The following is a 22415-nucleotide window of genomic DNA, read 5'->3' as shown; positions in this document are numbered from 1 at the left end:
TCGCCGCGCGACAGGGCCCGGACTTACGCCACCTTGACGCATTACCGACCCCGCCCGGCGGCTCGGAGGCGGGCGCGTGAACCTCGTACAACTCCACTACACCTGCGCCCCGACCGGGCCCGACGGCTCCGGCTTCCGCTTCACCGCGGTCAGTCCGGGAGCGCCCGTGTCCCTGCTCCGCGAGGCGGAACAGTTGATCGGGTACGAGCCGCCCCGGGGCGCGCCGGACCGTCCGACGGGCGAGCAACCGGCCCTCTTCCCCGAGGCGTTGAGCCTGAGCGTGCTGTCGGACGGCAGCCGACTGTTGGCCCGCTCGGTGTACACGGGCGCGGACCACGACGGCCGGCGGGGCAACTTCCACACGCACGCGGTGCACTTGCCACAGCCCGCCGACTCCGGTCCGGCGAAGGGCGCGCTGCCGATCACCTCCTGGGGTTCGGCGCAGTGGGCCTCGGACACCCCGCCGGGTGGCCCGCCCGCGCCGCTGGAGAGGGTTCCCCCGCCGGGCCGGCACGACGCGGCCGGGCTGGCGGAGTTCGTCGCCGCGCGCGGGCCCTGGCTGGCGGGCTTCTTCGCCGACGTGCGGAGGCTCGCCGAGGACCCGACGGCCCCGCGGGTGGTGCTGGTGGAGCGGGACAGCACGGCCGTGGCCCGTTGGATCATGCTGGCGTGCAGCGTGCTGCCGCACCAGCGGGGACAGTGGCTGACCTTCACCACGTACACCCGGCGGCCCCTGCTCGCCCGGCAGCGGATCATCGGCGTGCTGCCGGAGGACGCCGCCGGCCTGGGCGGGCAGGACCACCGGTACCGGTTGTACGACGCCACGCGCGCACTCGGCACGGACGCGGAGCCGGGCGTCGGCGCGGACACGGGCACCGGTTCGGGGGACGTGTGGGCCGACACCGCCGCACGGGTGTGGTCGGTGGGCCGTCAGGCGTTGTTGGCGGAGGTACGCCGGTTGCCGCCCGGCCGGCCCTACGATCCGGGCCCGCTGGCCGCGCTGGCCCTGGCCGCCGGGATCACCCTGGACTCCGCGGGCAGGGCGGCGGCGGCCGAGTGGGCGGCGGAGCACCGGGCGGCACTGGACGAGGGACGCCTGCACGCGCTGACCGAGGCCCTGGCGCGGCCGGTCGGGGGCCGCTCGCCCGCCGGGACCGCCGCCCGAGGGCCACTGCCGGCGGCGCCGGACGCCTGGGGTCGCCCCGCCGCGTACGAGTCGTGGGTGGCTTCGGCACTGACCGAGGCGGTGCGCGGCGCCGGTCCCCAGCCGCCGGTCGGCGCGCTGGGCGCGGCCACGCGTGGCCGGCTCGCGGCGGAACTGGGACCGGAACTGCGGGCGGCGCTGGCCGACCCGGAGCGCGAACCGGGCGAGCGGGCCGGACTGTTGCGGGTGGCCGCCGCGATCGGGGTGGACGCCACCGAGCTGGTGCCCGAGGTGGCGCGCGGGCTGGCGTTGGCCCTGCTCGCGGAACCGGAGCGGGCGTACGGGGAGGGTGCGCGGGCCGCGCTGACGGAGCTGCCCTCGCTGCGGCACCTGCTCCTCGACCGCCTGAACGCCTTCGCGGTGGGTGATCCCGCGGCGGGGGTGCGGGTGTTCGCCCGGACCGGGTTGCGCCTGCGGGCCGCGGACCCGGTGCGGTACCTGCACATGTGCGCGGCGGCCCCCGAGGTGCTGGCCTCGACGCCGGACCGGGTCGCGGCCCTGTCCACCCTGGTGGAGCGGAGCGGATCCACCGTCCACGCCGACCCGTTGGTGCTGCGGACGGCGATGCGGCTGGTGTGGGACGGGGAGCCGCCGAGCGCGGCCGAGGCCACGCTGCTGCTGTCGACGACCGGGGCCGAGCCGCACGTGGAGGCCGGCACCTGGGGAACGCTGGTCCAGGCCGCGGTGCGGGCGCCGGCCGAAGACGCGGCGGCGGCAGAGCTCGCCCCGAAGCTGCTGGAACACTTCCGGGCGGAACTGCCCGAACCGCTGCGGCCGTCGCTGCTGATGCTGGAGCTGGCCCGGAACCTGCGGGCGGGCACGGTCGGCCCCGGCTGGGTCCGGACGGCGCTGACCCTGCGGAGCCTGGACCCGGAACCGGGGCCGAGGGACCACGCGTACGCGGCGGTATCGGTGCGGCTGCTCGGCGAGGAACGGACCGAGGGCGAGCTGCGTGCACTGATCGAGAGCGACGACGTCGAGCTGCTGGCCGCGTACCGGCGGCTGGCCCGCGATCCGGCGGTAGTGGACCGGCTGCGGCGCTCCCCGCGCCGGCTCGCGGACTGCTTCGTCGCCTGGTCCTCCCAGCCCCAGGCGGGCCCGGTCTGGCAGGAGGCCCGTACGGACCTGCTCGACCGGGTGCTGCGGCCCGTCGTGCGGGGGCTGGCGCCCGCGGAGTCGACCGCGGTCGAGGAGGAGCTGAACCGGCTGGGCGGCCGCTGGGCCGAGGAGTTCCGCGCCTGGCGCCGCCCGGGCGCGTTCGACCGGCTGCGCGACCGGCTGAAGCCGTCCTCCCGGCGCCGGCGGCCGTCACCCGGCTCGACCGGCCGGGTCCCGTCGCCCCCGCCCGACGCCCCCGCCCGCCACGACGACCGCGTGGACGGAACGGCGGGGGGCGAGCCGGCGTGACGGATGCGGACGGTCGTTCCCGCGCGCCGGTGCCCGTGCCGTCACAGGGGTGTCGACACGGGCACGGGGTGGTGCGTCAGGACGCGTCGGAGGTCAGCCGCAGGGAGATGCTGTTGATGCAGTACCGCTGGTCGGTCGGGGTGGGGTACCCCTCGCCCTCGAAGACGTGGCCCAGGTGCGAGCCGCACTTCGCGCAGCGGACCTCGGTGCGGACCATGCCGTGCGAGGTGTCGGCGATCAGCTCGACCGCGTCGGTGTCCTTCGGGTCGAAGAAGGACGGCCAGCCGCAGTGCGACTCGAACTTCTCCGACGAGCGGAACAGCTCGGAGCCGCAGCCCCGGCAGGAGTAGACGCCTTCCGTCTTGGTGTCGGTGTACTCACCGCGGAAGGCGGGCTCGGTGCCGGCGAGGCGCAGCACCTGGTACTCGGACGGGGTCAGCTCCGCCTGCCACTGCTCGTCCGTCTTCTCGACCTCGTACGCCATGACGTTCCCGCTCCCTCAGTTCGACAGCCGGGCGAGGATCTGGGGACCCAGGTCCGTGACGTCGCCCGCGCCCATGGTGAGAACGAGATCACCGGGCTTCGCCATTCCCGCGATGACGTCGGCGACGGCCGCCTTGTCGTGCTCGGCGCTCACGTCGGCGCCCGCGGTGCGGGCGGCGGCGATGATCAGCTCGCTGGTGATGCCGGGGATCGGGTCCTCGCGGGCCGGGTAGATGTCCAGGACCACGGAGGCGTCGGCGAGGGCCAGGGCCCGGCCCATCTCCTTGCCGAGTTCCTGGGTGCGGGAGAAGAGGTGGGGCTGGAAGACCACCAGGATGCGGGAGTCCCCGGCGGCGCCGCGGATGGCCTCCAGGTCGGCGGTCATCTCCGTCGGGTGGTGCGCGTAGGAGTCGATGACCTGGACGCCGGCCTCCTCGCCCTTGAGCTGGAGGCGGCGCTTGACCCCGGTGTACTTGCCGAGGGCGGAGGCCAGGTTGTGCGCGGGGATGCCGAGCGCGACACCGGCGGCGAGGGCCGCGACGGCGTTGTGCGCGTAGTGGCGGCCGGGCACGGAGACGGTGAAGGTGAGCATCCGGCCGTCGATGACCACGGTGACCTCGCTGGTCAGGCCGCGCGGGGTGATCTTCGTGATCCGGACGTCGGCCTCGGGCTCCTCGCCGTAGGTGACGACGGTCAGGCCGTCCCGGTCGGCGACCCGGCGGGCGATCTCGGCGGCGCCCTCCTGACCGTGGGCGATGACGAGGGTGCCACCGGGGACGATCTTGCCGACGAAGGTCTCGAAGGACTCGTGGATCTCCTCCATCGACGCGTAGTTCGCGTGGTGGTCGAGTTCCGCGTTGAGGATGATCGCAACCTGCGGGGTGTACTTGTGGAAGCTGCGGTCGCTCTCGTCCGCCTCGGCCACGAAGATGTCGCCCGCGCCGTGGTGGGCGTTGGAGCCGGGGACGTCCAGGTCGCCGCCGATGGCGTACGAGGGGTCCAGGCCCAGGGCCGAGAGGGACACCGCCAGCATCGAGGTGGTGGTGGTCTTGCCGTGCGTGCCGGCGACGGCGATGGCGCGCGGGCCGTCCATCAGGCCGGCGAGGGCGTCGGAGCGGTGCACGACGGGGATGCCCAGTTCGGCGGCGCGGACCAGCTCCGGGTTGTCGGCCCGGATGGCGCTGGAGACGACCACGCAGGTGGAGTCGTCGGCGAGGTGCTCGGCCGCGTGCCCGATGTGGACCGTGGCGCCGTGGGCGCGCAGCGCCCGGGCGGTCTCGGAGTCACGGGAGTCGCTTCCGGCCACCTCGGCCCCGCGCTGGGCGAGGATCTTCGCGATGCCGGACATGCCGGCGCCGCCGATGCCGATGAAGTGGGGCCGTTCCATGGCGGTCGGCAGGCCGGGCTTCATTCAGGTCGCTCCAGGAATCGAGTACGAGAGGTGAACCGGGCCCAGCCTATTCGTTGTGGGCGAAGAGCTTGAGCACCGGAACACCGACCTTGTGCCGTGCGCGGGAGGCCCAGTCCCGGTGGAAGAACTCCTCGACGAAGTGCGGCGCGGTCAGGACGATCACCTCGTCGGCGTCGGTCTCCTCCACGACGGCCTTCAGCTTGTCCAGGGGGTGGGCCCCGATGATCTGGCCGGTGGCGTTGGCACCCTTGTGGCGCAGGGCGTTCAGGGAGTGCGCCAGGGCGTGCGCGGCGGGGCCTTGGGCGGCCGCCCCCTCAGGTTCCTCGCCCTCGTGGACGGCCTCGGGAAGTTCGCCGAGCGCGACGTCGTCGATGGCGCGGAGCAGGCGGTCCTGGTCACCCCGGGGTTGCATGAGGACGACGAAGGAGACCTGGTCGTCTCCGTGCAGGGTGGTGACGAAGTCCACGTCCACCGTGGTCAGCGGCTGCTCGATCATCAATACGCTCGTGAACACGGACGCCCTCTCCTTCATGGGCCGAGGCCGGTCGAGCCGGCCCCTGCGGAAACCATCCTGCCCCGCTGTCACACGGGGCCGCGCAGGTAGTGTGCCCAGCGGAAGCTAAGCGGAACGATAAATTCCGCCCCTTGTCAGATCCGACGGTAACTGGTGAAGAGGAACCCGGCCTCTTCCAGTACGCACGCGGGCGCGAGCCGGTGCGGAACCGTGACGGAAGGCCCTCCGGAGATCCGCTGGGCGCCCCCCGCGGTCATCGTCGGGGAGATCGTCAGACACAGCTCGTCCAGCACGTCGGCGGCCACGAACTGGCCCAACAGCCTCGGCCCGCCCTCGGTCAGCTGGCGGCGCAGCCCCCGCGCGGCGAGCTCCCCCACCGCCCGGGCGGGGTCCACGGCGGACCCGTCGCCCGCCACCACGACCTCGGCTCCGGCCCGGGTGGCCTCCGCGACCCGCTCCGCGGGCGCCCCGGCGCCGGTCAGCACCAGCGTGGGCACCAGGGGGGAGGTGAAGAGCGGCAGCGAGAAGTCCAGGTCCATGGAGGCGGTGATCACCGCGATGGCGGCGGCCGGGCCCTGACCGGCGGCGCTGCGACGGGCCGCGAACGCCTCGCGGGCGCGGGCCGGCCGGTACCCCTCCTGGCGAACCGTTTCCGCACCCACGACCACCACATCGGCCAGGGCCCGCAGGGTGCCGAAGATCCGCATGTCGGTCTCGCCCGAGATGGGCTGCGAGCGGCCGTCGTGCTGGGCGGCCCCGTCCAGGGTGGAGACCATGTTGGCCCGCAGCCAGTGGGCGCCGGCGTCGAGCGCGGGGTACGCGTACGCCTCCGCGAGCTCGTCGAACGACCATTCGCGGTCGCTCCGGGCTGCTGATGTCTGATCGGTCACAGGGAACAGGCGTCGCATCGGTGCAGTGTGGCACGCCCCGTAGAGTTAAGGGCTGTGTCCACCTCTGTCTCGACCTCTGGTTCCGCCGCCGCCGGGCAGCCGCCGATAGCCGACGAGGGCCCCCAGGCGCTGTGCGCCCGCGCCCCGCACGTGCCCGCCGAGCGGCTCGTCGCCGAGATGGTGCCGCCGCCGCGCTTCGACTCGGTGCGCTTCGAGACGTACGACCCGGACCCGACGCAGCCGAGCCAGTCCGAGGCCGTCACCGTCCTCGCCGGCTTCGCGGCCGGTCTGGGCGGGGCCCACGCGAGCGGCTCCGGCAAGCGGCGCTGGTTCGCGAAGAAGCCCGCCGCGCCCGCCGCCGCCCCGCGCGGGGTGTACCTCGACGGCGGCTACGGCGTCGGCAAGACCCACCTCCTCGCCTCCCTGTGGCACGCCACCCCCGCGGAACCGGCGCTGAAGGCCTTCGGCACCTTCGTGGAGCTGACCAACCTGGTCGGCGCCCTGGGCTTCCAGCAGACCGTGCGGACGCTGGGCGGGCACCGCCTGCTGTGCATCGACGAGTTCGAGCTCGACGACCCGGGCGACACGGTGCTGGTGTCCTCACTGCTGAGCCGCCTGGTGGAGCAGGGCGTGGCGCTGGCCGCCACCTCCAACACCCTGCCCGGCAAGCTCGGCGAGGGCCGCTTCGCCGCCGCCGACTTCCTGCGGGAGATCCAGGGCCTGTCCTCGCACTTCCGGCCGCTGCGCATCGACGGCCAGGACTACCGGCACCGGGGCCTGCCCGAGGCGCCCGCGCCGTTCTCGGACGAGCAGGTCACCAAGGCCGCGTACGCGACCCCGGGCGCGAGCCTCGACGACTTCCCGGGGCTCCTGGAACACCTGGCGAAGGTGCACCCCAGCCGCTACGGGGCGCTCACGGACGGGGTGTCGGCCGTCTGCCTGACCGATGTCGGCCCGATCCCCGACCAGTCGACGGCGCTGCGACTGGTCGTCCTGGCCGACCGGCTGTACGACCGGGAGATCCCGGTACTCGCCTCGGGACTGCCCTTCGACCGGCTGTTCAGTGAAGAAATGCTCAACGGCGGCTATCGGAAGAAGTACTTCCGGGCCATATCCCGGCTCACCGCCCTGGCGCGCGACGCGAAGCCGCTGGTGGCCCAGTAGGTTGGGGAGCGCCGGGCCCCTCCCGCACCGATCCGTCCGCGGATCCCCGTGCGGGTCGGCCCGGTCGTTGCCACCTCTGCGAAGGGATCCATCATGGCCACCACGCGTACCGCCCACACCGACTGGCAGGGCAGCCTCCTCAAGGGCGCCGGCGTCGTCACCCTCGACTCCTCCGGCCAGGGCTCGTTCGACGTCTCCTGGCCCTCGCGCGCCGAGGCCGCGAACGGCAAGACCAGCCCGGAGGAGCTGATCGCGGCCGCGCACTCCAGCTGCTACTCGATGGCGCTCTCGCACGGCCTGGACGGCGCGGGCACTCCCCCCACCCGGGTGGAGACCAAGGCCGACGTCACGTTCCAGCCCGGCGAGGGCATCACCGGCATCCACCTGACGGTGCGGGCCGAGGTCCCGGGTCTGGACGCCGAGGGCTTCGCCGCCGCGGCCGAGGACGCCAAGAAGAACTGCCCGGTGAGCCAGGCCCTGACGGGTACGACGATCACCCTCTCCGCCGAGCTGCTCTGACCCCGGCGCCCCGGGGCGCGGCCCGAGCGGGCCGCCCCCGGACCCCCCGACCGGCCCCCCGACCGATGCCGTGGACCGGGGTGCGTCGGGGGCGTCGACGGGAGCGCGGCGGGCACCCGGTGGGGTGACACCCCGCCGGTCGGAGCGGCGGCGGGCGGATGCGGGGCGGGCCGCGTGGTAACACGGCCCGGTCACATGTCAGACGCCACCGCCGGGAGTTGCCGATGTCCGTCACCCGCCGCAGCCTGCTCACCGCCGGCGGCATCGGCATCGCCTTCGGCGGATCCCTCGGCGCGCTGTTCGCCGGAGCCGCCGGCGCGGACCCGGTGACCCGGGGGTACGGACCGCTCGTACCCGACCCCCGCCGACTGCTCGACCTGCCCGCCGGATTCTCGTACCGGGTCCTCTCGCGCGCCGGTGATCCCCTCCGTTCCGGCGAGGGCCCCGTTCCCGCCAACTGCGACGGCATGGCCGCCTTCGCCGCGGGCCCCGGCGGCGCCGTCCGCCTGGTGCGCAACCACGAGAACCGGACCACCGCCGCGCTGCGGGTCCCCGCCGTCGAGGGGCTGACCTACGATCCCCGGGCGCTCGGCGGCTGCACCGTCCTGGAGCTCGACCGCACCGGCCGGGTGACCGCCGAACGCGTCGCCCTCGCCGGCACCGCCGTCAACTGCGCGGGGGGCCGCACCCCCTGGAACACCTGGCTCAGTTGCGAGGAGACCGAGGACCGGGCCGGTACCTCCGGGTACACCGAGGACCACGGGTTCGTCTTCGAGGTGGACCCCGTCGACCCGCTCCGCTCGGGCGCGGTCCCCCTGACCGCGATGGGCCGCTTCGCGCACGAGGCCGTCGCCGTGGACCCGTACACCGGGGTGGTCTACGAGACCGAGGACGCCTTCGTGCGGCCCTTCGGGCTGTTCTACCGCTTCCTGCCGGCCCGCCCCCTCGCCGGCCCCGGGTCCCTGCGGGCCGGCGGGACCCTGGAGGCCCTGCGGGTCCGGGGGCTCCCCGACCTGGCCGTGGTGGACGAGCCCGGGGCCGAGTTCCCGGTCGAGTGGGTGCCCGTTCGGGACCCCTCGGCGGCCGACACCCCGATCCGACTCCAGGACTTCGGCCGGGGCGGGATCACCCACGCCCAGAAGCTGGAGGGCTGTTACTGGGGCGGCAGCGGCGTCCACCTCGTGTCCAGCTACGCCCGCACCGGCGAGGGCGCCGGCGCCGACCACCACGGGCAGGTCTGGTTCTACGACCCGCAGCGGGCCCGGCTCCGGCTCGACGTGCTCTTCGGACCGGCCTCCGACGTGGAACTGCCCGGGGACTCCCCCGACAACATCTGCCTGGCACCGGACGGCGGCCTGATGGTGTGCGAGGACGGCGGCGGCGCCCAGTACGTGTTCGGCGTGACCCTCGGCGGGGAGGTCTACCCGATGGCCCGCAACGCCGACGACATCGGCGGGCCCGGCGCCCCGGCGTGGGGCGAGTTCGCCGGGGTCACCTTCTCGCCCGACCGGCGGACGATGTACGTCAACGCCTATGCCCCGGGGACCACGTTCGCGGTGACCGGCCCCTGGCACTGAGCCACCGACCTCGCATCGCGAGCGCGTTCGATGTGTTGCACCATCGGACGGAGCCGACGCGATTGGGGTAGAGGTGGCCAGGAAGCGCAGCACGCCCGAAGCCGAGGACGAGACCGGGACCAAGAGCGGGAAGAAGGAGAAGGACAGGAACGGGAAAGGGAAGGGGAAGGCCCGGCGCGGGGACGGGAGCAGGGCCGGGAGCGCCCCGCCGCTGCGGGAGGTCCTGCGGGTCCCCGCGGGTGAGCGGCTCGACCTCCGCCGTTTCGACCCCTCCGGTACCCCGGCCGGTCCCGGCGGCAAGGCGGCCGGTCGGGAGGCGATCGCCCGGATGGCCGAACCGCTGGCCTCCCTGCAGGAGCGGCTGTACGCGGCGTCCACCGCCGGGGACCGTCGGCGGGTACTGCTCGTGCTCCAGGGCATGGACACCAGCGGCAAGGGCGGCACGGTCAAGCACGTGATCGGCCAGTTCAACCCGTCCGGCTGCCGGATCAGGGCGTTCAAGGCGCCGACTCCCGAGGAGCTGAGCCACCCGTTCCTGTGGCGCGTCACGAAGGCCCTGCCGCTGCCGGGCGAGATCGGCATCTTCGACCGCTCGCACTACGAGGACGTACTGATCGCCCGGGTCCGCGAGCTGGTGCCGCGCAGTCAACTGGGCCGCCGGTACGCCCAGATCAACCGGTTCGAGGAGTCCCTCGCGCAGGACGGGGTGACGGTGGTGAAGGTGTTCCTCCACATCGGCTACGAGGAGCAGCGGAGCCGGCTCCTGGCGCGCCTCGACAACCCCGACAAGCACTGGAAGTTCAACCGGGGCGACATCGAGGAGCGCCTCCTGTGGCGCGATTACCGGCACGCCTACGAGCTGGCCCTGGAGCGCTGCTCCACCGACGCCGCGCCGTGGTTCGTGGTCCCCGCCGACCGCAAGTGGTACCGCGACTGGGCGATCAGCACCCTGTTGCTGGAGCACCTGGAGGGCTTGGCGCCCCGGTACCCGAAGGGTGACTTCGACGTGGACGAGTGCCGCAAACGACTACTTGCCACATAGTCATATATTTTGCTCATGTGACCATTTCAGCCTCAGTGCGCAACGTCGCGGTCGTGACCGCCCTCGGTGCCGCCCTCGCAGGATGCGCGGGCGGCACCGGCACGTCGAAGGCCGGCGGCGAGGCCCGTATGGGCACCCCCGCGGCATCGCCCCCCGCGTCCCCCTCCACCTCCCCCGGCACCCCGGGCTCCTCGGCGGCCCCCCGGCCCGGCGCGCCCGGCAAGGCCCCCACCATCGCCCCCGGCCCGAACGGCCTGACCCCGGTCTTCGAACGGGCGAAGCGGCAGGCCGACAAGACGGTGGCGTTGACCTTCGACGCCGACATGACCTCCGATCAGGGGCCGCGCGCCGCCTCGGGGGAACGTTTCGACAACCCGGAGCTGATCTCCACCCTGCGCACCCTCAAGGTGCCCTCGACGATCTTCATGACGGGGCGCTGGGCCGAGGAGTACCCGGACCAGGCGAAGGCGATCGGCACCGACCCGAACTTCGAGATCGCGAACCACTCGTACAGCCACCACGCCTTCAAGTCCCCCTGCTACGGACTGCCCACCCTCGACGGAGCCGCCGCCCGCGCCGACGTGGACCGGGCCTTCGCCGCCTTCCGCACGGCGGGCGCCGTCAACACCGTCCCGTACTTCCGCTTCCCCGGCGGCTGTTACGACGACCAGGCACTGCGGGCCATCGCCACGGCCAAGGTGACGGCCGTCCAGTGGGACGTGGTCAGCGGGGACGCCTTCGCCAAGGACCCCGACGCGGTGGCCGAGCAGGTGCTCGCCGGGGTCAAGCCGGGCTCGGTGGTGGTCATGCACTGCACGCGCAGCGCCGCACCGGTCACCGAGGAGGCCATCCACACGATCGTCCCGGAGCTGCGCAAGCGCGGCTACCGCTTCGTGAAGGTGTCCGAGCTCATCGGGAAGTGAGCGGGACCCGGCGCGCGGGCCGGGGACGGGGTGTCCGGGTACGGGGTGTCCGGGGACGGGTGGTCCGGGTACGGGGTCAGCCCGAGCAGGCGGTGCGCTGCGCCTCCTGCCACTCGCACACCGGGCACAGCACGACGCCCGGGGTCGCCACCCCGTACTCGGTGGGCTTGCCGCACTCCAGGCAGTCCGCGTAGGGCGGTCCGGGCACCACCACGGACTGGGCGGGCGCGGCCGGGGCGGCGCAGTACGAGGTCTCCTGCCGGGGCTGGTCCATGCCTTCGAGCGTACTCAGCCGCGCCGCGCGGCGACACGGCAGGCCACCGCGCCCGCCGCGCCGGCCACGACCGCCGCCACCGCGAGGGCTCCGACCGGGACCGCCGTCGATCCGGTGACCAGCCCGGTCACCGCGGCGCGGGCCGGGGAACCGGCCGTGACCAGGGCCAGGAGGCTGCCGAGCCCGGCCGCGGCGACGGACAGGCCGGGGCCGCGCAGCAGGGGCCGACCGCTCAGCGCCCCCACGGCCGTGCCGGTCAGCGCGCAGACGAGGACGGCGCCGGCCCCGGCGAGGGCGGCCGGGCCCCGGCCCGCTCCGGCCGGCGCGCACACCGCCAGTACGGTCGCGGCCCCGGCGCACCCGATGATCGTGGCCCCGCCGAGGGCGGTGAGCAGGGCGGCCGCGTGGACCCGCACGGGCCCCCGCGCGGCGGCGGCGCAGTCCCGGGCCGCGTCGGGCTCGCCGGTGAGGCAGACCCGCACGAGCCAGGCCGCGACCGGGACCAGCGCGGCCGACGCGAGACCGAGCGAGTCGGTCATCGGGTCCCCGGGTCGGACCCCGATCGCCAGCAGGGCCGCGTACAGCAGGAGGGGCGCGAGCCAGCGCTGGGAGCGCAGCAGCAGCTCCGCCTGGTAGCGGAGCAGGGCGGTCACGGGAGCTCTCGCAGGCCGCGGACGTGCCAGGGCGGGTCCGCGGTGAGCAGGGCGCGCAGCGCGGCGTCGGAGCGCGCGGCGGGCACCGTGAGCAGCAGGCCCCCGTCCGGGGCGGGTTCGGCCGGCAGCCCGGGAGGGGGCGCGGCGCCCGGCGGCCCCGTCACGTGGACGCGTACGTACGGTCCCTCGTCCCCGGCCCGCGGCGGCGCGGGCACCAACGCGCCGCCCTCGATCCGGTGGCGCTCGTCGGCGGCGCCCGCGAGCCGGCGCGGGTCGTGGTCGACGAAGAGCACGGTGCCCCCGGCGGCGGTCCGTTCCAACACGGCCCGGTCGAGCTCCGTGCGGGCGGCGGCGTCCAGTCCGGTCCAGGCCTCGTCGAGGACGAGCAGGGCGGGATCGGCGAGCAGCGCCTGGGCGACGGCCACCTTCTGCGCGGAGCCCTTGGACAGTTCGGCGAGCGGGGTACGGGCGTACTCGGCCGCCCCGAACCGTTCCAGCCATGCGGCGGCCCGGTCGGCCGCGGTGGCGCGCGGCAGGCCGTGCACCGCGCCCATGCGGGTCAGGTAGGCGGCGGCCGTGAGCGGCAGCGCGGCAGGGAAGCGTTCGGGCACGTACGCCGTGCGGAGCGGGCGGCCGGTGATCCGGCCCTCGGTCGGGGTGTCGATGCCGGCGACGAGCCGCAGCAGGGTGGACTTGCCGTCGCCGTTGCGGCCCTCGACGCGTACGAGGGCGCCCGGCGGCAGCTCCGTCGAGACGCCGCGCAGCACCCAGGGCCGCCGCCGGCCGTGGCGGCGGCCCACCTCCGTCAGTCTCAATGTCCCGCGGTCGTCTCGGTGACCTCGCTCGGGCGGACGATGACGAAGCCCTCGCCGCTGAGCTTGAGTTGGACGGCCTCGCCGGAGCCGCCGCGGATCATCGAACCGACGGACTGGGAACGGTGCAGTCCGGTGTCGAGGGAGGCGCTCCAGCCGACGACCGCGTCCGTGTCGACGAACACCGGGGCCTGAGCGGTGACCGGGATGATGATCGGGTTGCCGTCGCAGACGACGGCGAGCTTGCCGACGCCGGTGAAGAGGCTGTTGAAGAGGCCGCCGCCGGTCATGCCGGCGCCCTTGACCATCTTGATCTCGTAGGACAGGCCGGAGTCGAAGCACAGGACGTTGCGACCGTTGATGGTGAGCGCGTCGCCCGGCTCGAAGTCGATGATGAAACAGTTGCCGGCCTGGTGGGCGAACCAGGCCTCGCCCTGGCCGCGTACGGACATCAGCGCGAGGCCCTCGCCGGTGACGGCGCGCTTGAGCATGCCGCCTATGCCCTGGCCCTTGCGCTCGAACTGGAGGTTGCCTCGGAAGGCAACCATGGAGCCCTGACGGGCGAGCATCTCGCCGTTGACGGCGTACTTGACGGATTTGGCGTTCTGCAGGGTCATGCCGGGGGCGGCTGCGGGCTGGACCAGGTGCTCGGACGCGAAAAGATCACTCTTCATGCGCCCGATCCTCGCCCGCCGGGGACCCCTGCGACATCATCCTGGAGTCGGAGGCCGGCAAACTTGGCCGGATGAGCACCGACGACACCCAGGCCGCGCGGGGACCCGCGCGGGACACCCTCCGGGACCCCGCCCCCACCCCCGTGCCCGCGGTCACCCCCGTGCCCGCGGTCGGGGCCGACAGTCCCTTCCGGCGGGAGCACGCCGCCCGTGACGAGGCCCCGCAGTTCGTGCTGCCGTTGGTCGTGCGGATCGAGAAGGCGGCGCCGCCGGCCCGGACCGCCGCGCTGGAGACGGCGGCCCGCGCGGTGCTGGTGCTGCTGACGGACGAACGCGCCCACGGCGAGGGCGAGTGGGCGGAGGCCGTACGGGACTGGCAGGACGCCCGGATCCGCAAGGTGGTGCGACGGGCGCGCGGGGCGGAGTGGCGCAAGGCGGGGACCCTGCCGGGCGTGACGGTCCGCGGGGAGTCCGCCCCGCGGACCTCCGCACCTGCCTGGCCGGACGCGCCCGCCGAGGCCTCGCCGGAGCCGTCCGCCGATGCGTCGCCGGCGGCTCCCGCGCAGGCGTCCGGGCAGACCTCGCCCGAGGCCGAGGTGCGGGTCTTCCCGCCGGTGCCGCTCGACGGCTGGCCGAAGGAACTGGCCAAGCTCCAGGTGTCGGGCACCGACCTGGACGACCCGGAGCCGGTCCCCCCGGCCGCGCCCGGCGTACCGGTGCTGTGGCTCAACCCGGACCTCGACATGTCGGCCGGCAAGGCGATGGCCCAGGCCGGGCACGCCGCCCAACTGGCGTGGTGGGAGCTGGAGCCCGCCGAACGCTCCGCGTGGCGCGACTCCGGCTTCCGGCTGGCCGTACGGACCGCCCCGCGCGAGCGGTGGGCCGAGCTGAGCGGCAGCGGGCTGCCGGTGGTCCGGGACGCCGGTTTCACCGAGATCGCGCCGGGATCCTGCACGGTGGTCTCGGACCACCCGGCGCTGCGGGCGCGGCTGTAGGGGCGCGCCCCACCGGAAGGGCGCACCCGCGGGGCGGGCGCCCCGGCATCCGGACTCCCACCGTCCGCGAGGAACCTCAAATGTTGCTCTGAACGTCCCCTCCTGCGGGTTGGCGCGACTGCGTCGGGGCCATGACACCGGCAGAGGGACCGAGGAAAGGGGGCGGGGGACATGAAGCCCATGGCACACCTGGGAGTGGGCATCGGCTGGCGGCCTGAGATCGCGGACGCGGTGGAACGGCTGCCGGGCCTGGACTGGGTCGAGGTGGTGGCCGAGAACATCTGCCCGGGCCATCTGCCCGCGTCGCTCCGCCGCCTGCTCGACCGGGGCGTCCGCGTGGTCCCGCACGGCGTCTCGTTGGGGCTCGGCGGAGCCGAGCGCCCCGACGCCGGGAAGCTCGCCGCGCTCGGGGAGCGGGCGGTGGCGCTGGGGGCGCCGCTGGTGACCGAGCACATCGCCTTCGTACGGACCTCCTCGCCCGCGTTGGAGGCCGGGCACCTGCTGCCCGTGCCGCGCACCCGCGACGCCCTGGACGTGCTGTGCGAGAACGTCCGGATCGCCCAGGACGCGCTGCCGGTGCCGCTGGCGCTGGAGAACATCGCCGCGCTGTTCTCGTGGCCCGGGGAGGAGCTGACGGAGGCCCGGTTCCTGACGGAGCTGGTGGAGCGCACCGGCGTACGGCTCCTCATCGACGTCGCGAACCTGCACACGAACCGGGTGAACCGCGGCGAGGACCCGGCGGCGGTGCTGGACGCGATCCCGCCGGAGGCCCTGGCGTACGTGCACGTGGCCGGCGGCGTGGAGCGGGGCGGCGTGTGGCACGACACGCACGCGCACCCCGTGCCGCCGGTGGTGCTGGACGTGCTGGCGGAGCTCCGCCGGCGGTTCGAGCCGGCCGGCGTGCTGCTGGAGCGGGACGACGACTTCCCGCCCGAGGGCGAGCTGGAGGGCGAACTCGCCGCGATCCGGGCCGTCCTGGACGCCGGCCCCGCCGCCGTGCGCCCCGCCGGTCCGCGCACCCCCTCCACCCGCCCCGCACCGGCCCCGCCGGAGCCCTCGCGGACGCGGGTCGGGTTGCAGCAGGCCGCGCTGCTGTCGGCGCTCGTGGCCGGCACGCCGGTGCCCGAGGGGTTCGACCGGCAGCGGATCCGGGTGCAGGCGCGGGCGCTTGCCGCCAAGCGGGCGTCGGTCGTGGCGAAGGTGGCGCCCGAACTGCCCGAGATCCTCGGCGGGGAGGAGGCGTACCGCACCGCCTTCCTCGGGTACGCGCGCCACCGCCCCATGACGGACGGGTACCGCCGGGACGCCCTGGACTTCGCCGAACACCTGCTGATCCAGGACCTTCCGGCCGACCCGGCCGCCCGTCGGCGGCTGACCCTCTGGTGGCGGGACCGGGCCGGGGCCCGGCCGCCGCTGCGCATCGTGCGCTGGGCGCGGAAGCTGGTGGGGAGAGCCGCGTGAACATCCTCGCCGTCGCCGTCTGGATCGGCGTCATCGTCTCCACCGTCCTGCTCCTGCGGGGGCTGCGGGCCTCGCGGCCCCCGGCCTCGGCTCCGTCCGAGCGCCTGCACGACCTGTCGGAGGCCGCGTTCATGGCGGGCGGGCCCGGCGCGGTCGTGGACAGCGCCCTCGTGTCGCTGCTCGGCGACGGCCGTCTGGTGGTCGGCGGCCCGGGCATCGCCTCGGCCCGGCCGGGCGCCCGCGCCCACGACGCCGCCGAGCGCGCGGTCCTGCTGGCGCTCCGGCTGGCTCCCTCGGGATGGCTGTACCAGGTGCGGTACGCCGCCATGTCGGACCCTGCCGTGCAGGAGATCGGGGACGCCCTGGCCCACCGGGGGCTGCTCTCCCCGCCCGGTACGGGACGCACCTGGCGGCGCTGGGGCGCCATCCAGGCCGCGGTGTGCGGCCTGCTGCTGGTGTTGGCGCTGCCCCTCACCATCGTCTCCTGGGCCCTGGCGACCGACCCTCAGGTGCCGTTCATCGTGAAGGTGTTCCCGGCCCTGCTGAGCGGGATCGTGCTCGGCGTCGTGGCGGCCAAGCGGGCCGGGCGGCGGATCACGCCCTCGGGGCAGGCCGCGCTCGGCGAGTTCCGGGCCCACTACCTCAACGACCACACCCCGTACGTCCAGACCGCCCTGTTCGGGTTGCGGGGCCTGCGCGACCCGTTCCTGCGCCAACAGCTGGTGCCGGCGGCCCGCGGCACCCGACTGGCCGCCGCCCAGTCCCGGGCCAGGACGGGCCCGTACCGGTCGCGCTCCTCGTCGGGGTCGGGGGACGACGTGCTGCCCGTCCTCGTGTGGTGCGCGAGCAGCGCCACCGGCACCTCGGGCTGTGGATCCTCCGGGTCAGGGTCGGGCTGCGGTGGCGGCGGGGCGAGTTGCTCCGGCGGCGGGTCCGGCTGCGGATCCTCCGGGTCCGGCTGCGGCGGGGGCGGGGGCGGTTCGAGCTGCTCGTCGTCGAGTTCGAGCTGCTCGTCGTCGAGTTCCAGTTGCGGCGGCTCGTCCGGGTCCAGTTGCTCCAGCAGCTCCTGACGACCTGATCGGCGACGCCCCCTACGGCAAGCGGGGGGCGCGGGGCGCGGCAACGGGGGGACGGGAGCCGACACCGGCGGGCGATCCTTTACAGGGGACTCGAGGCGGCATCTGATCGGACCAGCCGATGAGATGAAGGGGCCGCCATGCGGACGACGCGCGCACGCCACGGGGCCGCCGCCGCGGTGGCCCTCTCCCTCGCCCTCGCCGCCCCCGCGCCGGCCCTCGCGGCCGGGTCGGCGCCGCCGATCGGCGGGGATCGGGAAACCGAGGCCGGCGCCGCGCTCGTCGCGGGGCGCGCCGCCCGCAGCCCCCTCGTCTTCCGCGCCTGCCCCGACGTCGAGGAGCTGCCCGAGCCGGTCCGCTGCGCCACCCTGCGGGTGCCGCTCGACTACGCCCGCCCCGACGGCCCGCAGATCTCCCTCACCGTCAGCCGGGCCGCCGCCACCGGCCGGGCCGGGGCGCCCCGGCAGGGCTCACTGGTCCACAATCCCGGCGGCCCGGGCGGCTCCGGGATGTTCTTCCCGCTCGTCGCCGCGCAACCCGCCTGGAGGGACGTCGCCGCCGCCTACGACCTGGTCGGCTACGCCCCGCGCGGCGTCGGCCGGTCCGCCCCGCTGTCCTGTCGGGCCCCCGGGGAGCGCCCGAAGGCTCCCACCCAGGTCCCGGCCGACCCCTCGGCGGCGTACAAGACGGAGCGTCGCGCCGCCGCCCGGTCCTACGCCCGGGGCTGCGCGCGGCGCTCCGGCGAGGCCCTGCCGCACTACACGACGCTGAACAACGTCCGGGACCTGCACGTGCTCCGTGCCGCGCTCGGCGACCGGAAGCTGACCTTCATGGGCGCCTCGTACGGCACCTACCTCGGGGCGGTCTACGCCACCCTGTACCCGGGGCACGTCCGGCGGATGGTCTTCGACTCGGCGGTCGACCCGGACCCGCGCCGCGTCTGGTACCGAGACAACCTCGATCAGGCCCTCGGCTTCGAGCGGCGCTGGTACGACTTCCGCGCCTGGGTGGCCCGCCACCACGCCACCTACCGACTGGGCCCCACCCCCGAGGCCGTGCGGGCGAGTTGGGAGCGGGTACGGGGCGCGGTGGCCCGGGTGCCCGCCGGCGGGGTGGTCGGGACCGGCGAGCTGCAGTCGGCCTTCCTGCGGGCCGCGTACTACGACGACGTCTGGCCGGACCGGGCCGCGGCCCTGGCGGCGTTCCTGCGCGGCGATCCCGGCCCGCTCGTGGAGCAGGCCGGACCGGATCCCGACCCGGCCGCGGTGGCCGGGGCGGAGAACGCGACGGCCGTGTACACGGCGGTGTTGTGCAACGACGCCTCCTGGCCCGCCGATTGGGCGACCTGGGACCGTGACGGCACGGAGCTGGCGCGCCGGGCGCCCTTCGAGACCTGGGCGAACACGTTCTTGAACCTGCCGTGCGCGAGCTGGCCGGTACGGGAGCGGCAGCGGCCGGTCGAGGTGGGCGAGCGGCCGGGCTCCCCGCTGCCGCGGACCCTGATCGTCGCCGCGGAACGGGACGGGGCCACGCCGCACGCGGGGGCCCTGGAACTGCAACGGCGGCTCGGCGCGCGGGCCGCCCTGGTCACGGAGCTGGGCGCGGGCGCCCACGGGGTGGCCGGCGGTCGCAACGACTGCGTCGACGCCCACGTGGCGCGGTACTTGCTGAGGGGTGACACCGGCGGCCGGCATCTGACGTGCGCGCCGCATCCGGAGCCCGCACCGGTGTCGCTGGACGACGGGGCAACACGCGCCCCGGGGAATGCTCCCAGGGCCCTGCTGCCGCCTGTCGTCTGAACTTCCGGGCGGATCTCCGGCTGCGTCGTTTCGGGGGCAGGGCCTCCCGATCCACCGAAGGCCCGCCCCTGTGTCAGGGGTGCGTCCCTCCGGTTCCTTCCCCCCAGGGGAGGTCTCAGGCGAGCCCGGCCACCAGATCGGCGACGGACTTGCGGCGTCCGGTGTAGAAGGGGACTTCCTCACGGACGTGCATGCGGGCCTCGGAGGCACGCAGGTGACGCATGAGGTCGACGATGCGGTACAGCTCGTCGGCCTCGAAGGCCAGCATCCACTCGTAGTCGCCCAGGGAGAAGGACGCGACGGTGTTGGCGCGCACGTCGGGGTAGCCGCGCGCCATCATGCCGTGGTCCTTGAGCATGCGGCGACGGTCCTCGTCGGGCAGCAGGTACCAGTCGTAGGAGCGCACGAACGGGTACACGCTGACGTAGTCGCGCGGGTTCTCGTCGGCCAGGAAGGCCGGGATGTGCGACTTGTTGAACTCGGCCGGGCGGTGCAGGGCCATGTTCGACCAGACCGGCTCCAGGGCGCGGCCCAGCCGGGTGCGACGGAACAGGTTGTACGCGGTCTGCAGCTCGTCGGAGGTCTCCGCGTGCCACCAGATCATGACGTCCGCGTCGGCGCGCAGGCCGGAGACGTCATAGGTGCCGCGGACGGTGATGTCCTTGGCGGCCAGCTGGTCGAACAGCTCCTGGACCTCGTCGGCGAAACCGGCGCGGTTCTCGGGCAGGACGTCCTTCAGCTTGAAGACGGACCACAGGGTGTAGCGAATGACCTCGTTCAGGTCCTTCGCCTTCTTCCCCGCGTTGGGAATCTTCTCTGGTGCAGTCATGTGCCTATTGTCCCGTGTGCTGATCAGTGGTCGTTGCCAGGGGTCCCGAACGCGTTCGAAGCCCCGCGAGCACCGTGTCCGCGGCCTTGCCGGCGCTCGCGACACAGGCCGGGACGCCGACCCCGTCGTACAGCGCCCCGCACACCGCGAGGCCCGGCAGGGCGCCGACGGCGGCCCGGATCCGGGCGACGCGGTCGAGGTGCCCCACCGGGTACTGCGGCAGTCCGGCGTCCCAGCGGGTGACGGTGGAGGCGACGGGCCGGGCCGCGAGGCCCACGGCGGCGCCGAGATCCCCCAGCGAGACCTCGACCAGGTCGGCGTCCTCGCGCTCCAGGTCGCCCTCGTCGCCGTGCCGGCCCACGGAGGTCCGCAGCAGGAACAGGTCGGGGTCGGCCCCGGCCCACGCCCACTTGTTGGAGGAGAAGGTGGACGCCTTGATGGTCCGGCCGTCCACCGGCGGTACGAGGAAACCGCTGGCGCCGCCGTCGGAGATCGCGGCGGGCAGGTCGGAGCGCCGGAAGGCCATGGTGACCAGGGCCATGGAGGCGTACTCGACCTCGCGCAGTTCGACGGCCGCGGTGGGCGCGAGGGCGTCGAGCAGCCGGGCCGCGGCCCCGGCCGGAACGGCCAGGACCACCCCGTCGGCCTCGATGACCTCGGATCCGGCGAGCACCCGCCACCCTTCGGCCGTGCGGACGATCTCGCGCACGGGGGTGTCGGACGAGATCCGCGCCCCGGCCGCGCGGCAGGCGTCGGCCACGGCGAGCGGGAGCCGCCCGATGCCGCCGTCGATGCCGGCGAAGACCGGCCCGGCGGGGACGGGTTGCGCCGCCGCCCGGCGCTGGATCTCCCGTACCCCGTCGCCGAGCAGCGCGTGGGCGCGGGCCGCCTCGAAGAGCTGGGGGACGGCGGCGCGCATCGAGATGCGGTAGGCGTCGCCCGCGTAGACCCCGCCGAGCAGCGGTTCCACCAGACGGTCGACGACCTCGCGTCCCAGCCGTGCGGCGACGTACTCGCCGACGGCGACGTCCTCGCCGATCTCGGCGGGCGGCAGCGCGTGTTCGGCCTCGATCCGGGCCAGGCCCTCGGCGGAGAGCACACCGGAGGCGGCGAGCGGTCCCACGTCGCCGGGCACGCCCATGACGTGGCCGCGCGGCATGGGGCGCAGCGCGCCCCGGGTCCACAGGTGGGCGGTGGCGGTGGCGGGCGGCTGGAGGGCGTCCCCGAGCCCGACGGCCTTGGCGAGGGCGACCGCCTCGGGGCGGCGGGCGAGCACCGATTCGGCGCCGAGGTCGACGGGCAGGCCGGCGAGTTCACCGGCGCGCAGTTTGCCCCCGAGGCGCGGGCCGGCTTCCAGGAGGGTGACGCGGAGCCCGTCGGCGAGGAGTCGGTGGGCGGCCGCGAGGCCCGCGATACCGCCACCGATGACGACGACGTGACCGGTGGGTGCCGGTCGATCCGTACGCGTGTCCGCTTCGTGCATGGACACATCGTCTCAGATCGATCAACGAGGCCGGACCGTGACCGCATCGGGATCACCTCGGGACCGCGGAAGCGAAACCCGCGGCCGGACCCTGTACGTCGAACGGGCAACGACGGCCGAACCTCGGGGGTATCACTGATGGGCACCACACGCGGGACCACCCACGCGAACCGCACTGCGGCGGCCCTGGCCGCACTCTCCCTGGCCGGGGCCCTCGCGCTGACCGGCTGCTCGGCCTCCTCCGGCGACGAGGCCCGGTCCTCGTCCGCCGACAAGGCCGCGGTCGGACCGCGCGAGGCCGCCCCTCAGCAGGGCGCGGCCCAGGGCAAGCCCGGGGCGGCGGCCCCCTCCGCGGGGGCGGACGCGGGTCAGAAGCCGGTCACGGTCCGCCCGCACGTCATCCGTACGGCGACCTTGGCGATCGAGACGACGAACGCGCAGAAGGCGCTCTCCGCGGCCCGTACGGCGGCCGAGAACGCGGGCGGGTACGTCGGCAACGAATCCACGCGGCGCGACGACGACGGCCGCATGACCTCGACGGTGACCCTGCGGGTGCCGGGCGAGCGCTTCGACTCCGTCCTGGGCGCGATGGAGGGCGGCGGGAAACTGTTGAACCGCAAGGTCGAGGCGCAGGACGTGACGGAGAAGGTCGCGGACGTCGACAGCCGGGTCCGGTCGCAGCAGGCCAGCGTGGCGCGGGTGCGGGAGATGATGGAGAAGGCCTCGGCGCTCTCCGACGTGGTCATGCTGGAGAGCGAGTTGAGCCGGCGTCAATCCGACCTGGAGTCGCTGCTGGCCCAGCAGACGGCGCTGAAGGACCAGACGGCGCTCGGCACGATCACCCTGGAGGTCTCGGAGCCGGCCCCGAAGCGGGCGGCCCCGGAGAAGAAGGAGAAGGACGAGCCGGCGTTCATGGACGCGCTGCGCGGCGGCTGGGACGTCTTCACGACCCTGGTGCGGTACCTGGCCCTGGCGGTGGGCGCCGTGCTGCCGTTCGCGCTGGCGGCGGCGCTGGTGGCGGTGGGCGTCCGGGTGTACCGCAGGTTCCGCCCGGCGGCGCCGAAGACGGGCCTGACCCGCAAGTGGGTGCCGGCGCAGACGCGGGCCGCGGACTCCCCCGAGGCGGCCGACGCCGACGCCGGGACCGACTCCGACCGCTGAGGGAACACCCTTTCGGGCGAGGGCCCGTAGCGTGTCCCCCACCTGACGGCGGCGGTGGAGGACG

General features: G+C 74.7%; 21 protein-coding genes. 11 read left to right on the top strand and 10 right to left on the bottom strand.

The window, feature by feature from the left end:
* Positions 1 to 76 precede the first annotated feature (76 nt).
* Positions 77 to 2611 (top strand): GTPase-associated protein 1-related protein, encoded by a 2535-nt coding sequence (locus tag ACFYW3_RS01280; RefSeq protein ID WP_389385177.1) that lies wholly within the window; start codon positions 77 to 79, stop codon positions 2609 to 2611.
* A 76-nt stretch (positions 2612 to 2687) separates the two neighbouring features.
* Here the strand turns inward: ACFYW3_RS01280 and msrB are convergent, their stop codons facing one another.
* From msrB to ACFYW3_RS01260, 4 genes are all read right to left on the bottom strand, one after another.
* The gene (msrB, locus tag ACFYW3_RS01275) at positions 2688 to 3095 is read right to left on the bottom strand and encodes a peptide-methionine (R)-S-oxide reductase MsrB (protein WP_351753286.1); all 408 of its coding nucleotides are present in this window, start codon (positions 3093 to 3095) and stop codon (positions 2688 to 2690) included.
* A 15-nt stretch (positions 3096 to 3110) separates the two neighbouring features.
* Entirely contained in the window at positions 3111 to 4505 is a 1395-nt protein-coding gene (gene murC, locus ACFYW3_RS01270) for a UDP-N-acetylmuramate--L-alanine ligase (protein ID WP_053684757.1), read from the bottom strand.
* 46 nt (positions 4506 to 4551) lie between these two features.
* Positions 4552 to 5019 carry an indole-3-glycerol phosphate synthase gene (locus ACFYW3_RS01265; RefSeq protein ID WP_351753290.1) on the bottom strand — a complete coding sequence of 156 codons (468 nt, stop codon included), beginning with the start codon at positions 5017 to 5019 and terminating at the stop codon, positions 4552 to 4554.
* A gap of 134 nt (positions 5020 to 5153) precedes the next feature.
* The gene (locus ACFYW3_RS01260; protein WP_389385176.1) at positions 5154 to 5927 is read right to left on the bottom strand and encodes a pyrimidine reductase family protein; all 774 of its coding nucleotides are present in this window, start codon (positions 5925 to 5927) and stop codon (positions 5154 to 5156) included.
* 36 nt (positions 5928 to 5963) lie between these two features.
* On the opposite strand from ACFYW3_RS01260, the gene zapE reads away from it, so the two are divergent.
* The 5 genes from zapE to ACFYW3_RS01235 all read left to right on the top strand — a co-directional run bounded on the left by zapE (position 5964) and on the right by ACFYW3_RS01235 (position 11134).
* On the top strand, positions 5964 to 7073 hold the full coding sequence (gene zapE / locus ACFYW3_RS01255; RefSeq protein WP_351373635.1) for a cell division protein ZapE: 1110 nt from the start codon (positions 5964 to 5966) through the stop codon (positions 7071 to 7073).
* 93 nt (positions 7074 to 7166) lie between these two features.
* A complete protein-coding gene (locus ACFYW3_RS01250) occupies positions 7167 to 7592 on the top strand; it encodes an OsmC family protein (protein WP_351753295.1) in 426 nt (141 codons plus the stop codon).
* 224 nt (positions 7593 to 7816) lie between these two features.
* Complete coding sequence (locus tag ACFYW3_RS01245) at positions 7817 to 9169, top strand: alkaline phosphatase PhoX (protein WP_389385175.1); 1353 nt, start codon at positions 7817 to 7819, stop codon at positions 9167 to 9169.
* Between the two features lie 211 nt (positions 9170 to 9380).
* On the top strand, positions 9381 to 10211 hold the full coding sequence (locus ACFYW3_RS01240; RefSeq protein WP_351753392.1) for a PPK2 family polyphosphate kinase: 831 nt from the start codon (positions 9381 to 9383) through the stop codon (positions 10209 to 10211).
* A 23-nt stretch (positions 10212 to 10234) separates the two neighbouring features.
* Positions 10235 to 11134 (top strand): polysaccharide deacetylase family protein, encoded by a 900-nt coding sequence (locus tag ACFYW3_RS01235; RefSeq protein WP_351753395.1) that lies wholly within the window; start codon positions 10235 to 10237, stop codon positions 11132 to 11134.
* 76 nt (positions 11135 to 11210) lie between these two features.
* Here the strand turns inward: ACFYW3_RS01235 and ACFYW3_RS01230 are convergent, their stop codons facing one another.
* The 4 genes from ACFYW3_RS01230 to ACFYW3_RS01215 are packed head-to-tail and all read right to left on the bottom strand — an operon-like array spanning position 11211 to position 13547.
* The gene (locus ACFYW3_RS01230) at positions 11211 to 11408 is read right to left on the bottom strand and encodes a hypothetical protein (RefSeq protein WP_351753300.1); all 198 of its coding nucleotides are present in this window, start codon (positions 11406 to 11408) and stop codon (positions 11211 to 11213) included.
* A gap of 14 nt (positions 11409 to 11422) precedes the next feature.
* On the bottom strand, positions 11423 to 12061 hold the full coding sequence (locus ACFYW3_RS01225; RefSeq protein ID WP_351753303.1) for an ABC transporter: 639 nt from the start codon (positions 12059 to 12061) through the stop codon (positions 11423 to 11425).
* Positions 12058 to 12876: an ATP-binding cassette domain-containing protein gene (locus ACFYW3_RS01220; RefSeq protein ID WP_351753305.1), complete on the bottom strand. Its 819-nt coding sequence runs from the start codon at positions 12874 to 12876 to the stop codon at positions 12058 to 12060. The genes ACFYW3_RS01225 and ACFYW3_RS01220 overlap by 4 nt, the downstream gene beginning before the upstream one ends.
* Positions 12873 to 13547, bottom strand: coding sequence for an AIM24 family protein (locus tag ACFYW3_RS01215; RefSeq protein ID WP_351753308.1), 675 nt, complete (start codon positions 13545 to 13547; stop codon positions 12873 to 12875). Before ACFYW3_RS01215 ends, ACFYW3_RS01220 begins: the two co-directional genes overlap by 4 nt.
* Before the next feature lie 71 nt (positions 13548 to 13618).
* Between ACFYW3_RS01215 and ACFYW3_RS01210 the strand changes: the two genes are divergently transcribed.
* The 4 genes from ACFYW3_RS01210 to ACFYW3_RS01195 all read left to right on the top strand — a co-directional run bounded on the left by ACFYW3_RS01210 (position 13619) and on the right by ACFYW3_RS01195 (position 18878).
* Positions 13619 to 14542, top strand: coding sequence for an aminoacyl-tRNA hydrolase (locus ACFYW3_RS01210; RefSeq protein WP_351753310.1), 924 nt, complete (start codon positions 13619 to 13621; stop codon positions 14540 to 14542).
* Between the two features lie 180 nt (positions 14543 to 14722).
* Positions 14723 to 16003 carry a DUF692 domain-containing protein gene (locus ACFYW3_RS01205; protein ID WP_351753397.1) on the top strand — a complete coding sequence of 427 codons (1281 nt, stop codon included), beginning with the start codon at positions 14723 to 14725 and terminating at the stop codon, positions 16001 to 16003.
* Complete coding sequence (locus tag ACFYW3_RS01200) at positions 16000 to 17073, top strand: TIGR04222 domain-containing membrane protein (protein ID WP_351753313.1); 1074 nt, start codon at positions 16000 to 16002, stop codon at positions 17071 to 17073. The genes ACFYW3_RS01205 and ACFYW3_RS01200 overlap by 4 nt, the downstream gene beginning before the upstream one ends.
* A gap of 146 nt (positions 17074 to 17219) precedes the next feature.
* Complete coding sequence (locus ACFYW3_RS01195) at positions 17220 to 18878, top strand: alpha/beta fold hydrolase (RefSeq protein ID WP_389385174.1); 1659 nt, start codon at positions 17220 to 17222, stop codon at positions 18876 to 18878.
* Between the two features lie 115 nt (positions 18879 to 18993).
* Here ACFYW3_RS01195 and hemQ read toward each other — a convergent pair whose 3' ends face one another.
* Both hemQ and hemG read right to left on the bottom strand, forming a co-directional pair.
* A complete protein-coding gene (hemQ, locus tag ACFYW3_RS01190) occupies positions 18994 to 19707 on the bottom strand; it encodes a hydrogen peroxide-dependent heme synthase (protein ID WP_053684732.1) in 714 nt (237 codons plus the stop codon).
* Between the two features lie 4 nt (positions 19708 to 19711).
* Positions 19712 to 21190 (bottom strand): protoporphyrinogen oxidase, encoded by a 1479-nt coding sequence (gene hemG, locus ACFYW3_RS01185; RefSeq protein ID WP_389385173.1) that lies wholly within the window; start codon positions 21188 to 21190, stop codon positions 19712 to 19714.
* 138 nt (positions 21191 to 21328) lie between these two features.
* Between hemG and ACFYW3_RS01180 the strand changes: the two genes are divergently transcribed.
* The gene (locus ACFYW3_RS01180) at positions 21329 to 22351 is read left to right on the top strand and encodes a DUF4349 domain-containing protein (protein ID WP_351753320.1); all 1023 of its coding nucleotides are present in this window, start codon (positions 21329 to 21331) and stop codon (positions 22349 to 22351) included.
* The last annotated feature ends 64 nt before the right edge of the window (positions 22352 to 22415 follow it).

It is taken from the genome of Streptomyces sp. NPDC002602, assembly GCF_042889445.1.
Lineage (GTDB): Bacteria > Actinomycetota > Actinomycetes > Streptomycetales > Streptomycetaceae > Streptomyces.
The sequence above is the reverse complement of the archived record's forward strand: the minus strand, read 5'-3'. Positions and strand labels throughout refer to the sequence as shown.

What these genes read in the sequence shown, in the direction of transcription:
- ACFYW3_RS01205 (WP_351753397.1), top strand. Translation starts at nt 14,723, where the DNA reads ATGGCACACCTGGGAGTGGGCATCGGCTGGCGGCCTGAGATCGCGGAC.
- ACFYW3_RS01250 (WP_351753295.1), top strand. Translation starts at nt 7,167, where the DNA reads ATGGCCACCACGCGTACCGCCCACACCGACTGGCAGGGCAGCCTCCTC.
- msrB (WP_351753286.1), bottom strand. Translation starts at nt 3,095, where the DNA reads ATGGCGTACGAGGTCGAGAAGACGGACGAGCAGTGGCAGGCGGAGCTG.
- ACFYW3_RS01260 (WP_389385176.1), bottom strand. Translation starts at nt 5,927, where the DNA reads ATGCGACGCCTGTTCCCTGTGACCGATCAGACATCAGCAGCCCGGAGC.
- hemQ (WP_053684732.1), bottom strand. Translation starts at nt 19,707, where the DNA reads ATGACTGCACCAGAGAAGATTCCCAACGCGGGGAAGAAGGCGAAGGAC.
- hemG (WP_389385173.1), bottom strand. Translation starts at nt 21,190, where the DNA reads ATGCACGAAGCGGACACGCGTACGGATCGACCGGCACCCACCGGTCAC.
- murC (WP_053684757.1), bottom strand. Translation starts at nt 4,505, where the DNA reads ATGAAGCCCGGCCTGCCGACCGCCATGGAACGGCCCCACTTCATCGGC.
- ACFYW3_RS01210 (WP_351753310.1), top strand. Translation starts at nt 13,619, where the DNA reads ATGAGCACCGACGACACCCAGGCCGCGCGGGGACCCGCGCGGGACACC.
- ACFYW3_RS01215 (WP_351753308.1), bottom strand. Translation starts at nt 13,547, where the DNA reads ATGAAGAGTGATCTTTTCGCGTCCGAGCACCTGGTCCAGCCCGCAGCC.
- ACFYW3_RS01230 (WP_351753300.1), bottom strand. Translation starts at nt 11,408, where the DNA reads ATGGACCAGCCCCGGCAGGAGACCTCGTACTGCGCCGCCCCGGCCGCG.
- ACFYW3_RS01195 (WP_389385174.1), top strand. Translation starts at nt 17,220, where the DNA reads ATGCGGACGACGCGCGCACGCCACGGGGCCGCCGCCGCGGTGGCCCTC.
- ACFYW3_RS01245 (WP_389385175.1), top strand. Translation starts at nt 7,817, where the DNA reads ATGTCCGTCACCCGCCGCAGCCTGCTCACCGCCGGCGGCATCGGCATC.
- ACFYW3_RS01180 (WP_351753320.1), top strand. Translation starts at nt 21,329, where the DNA reads ATGGGCACCACACGCGGGACCACCCACGCGAACCGCACTGCGGCGGCC.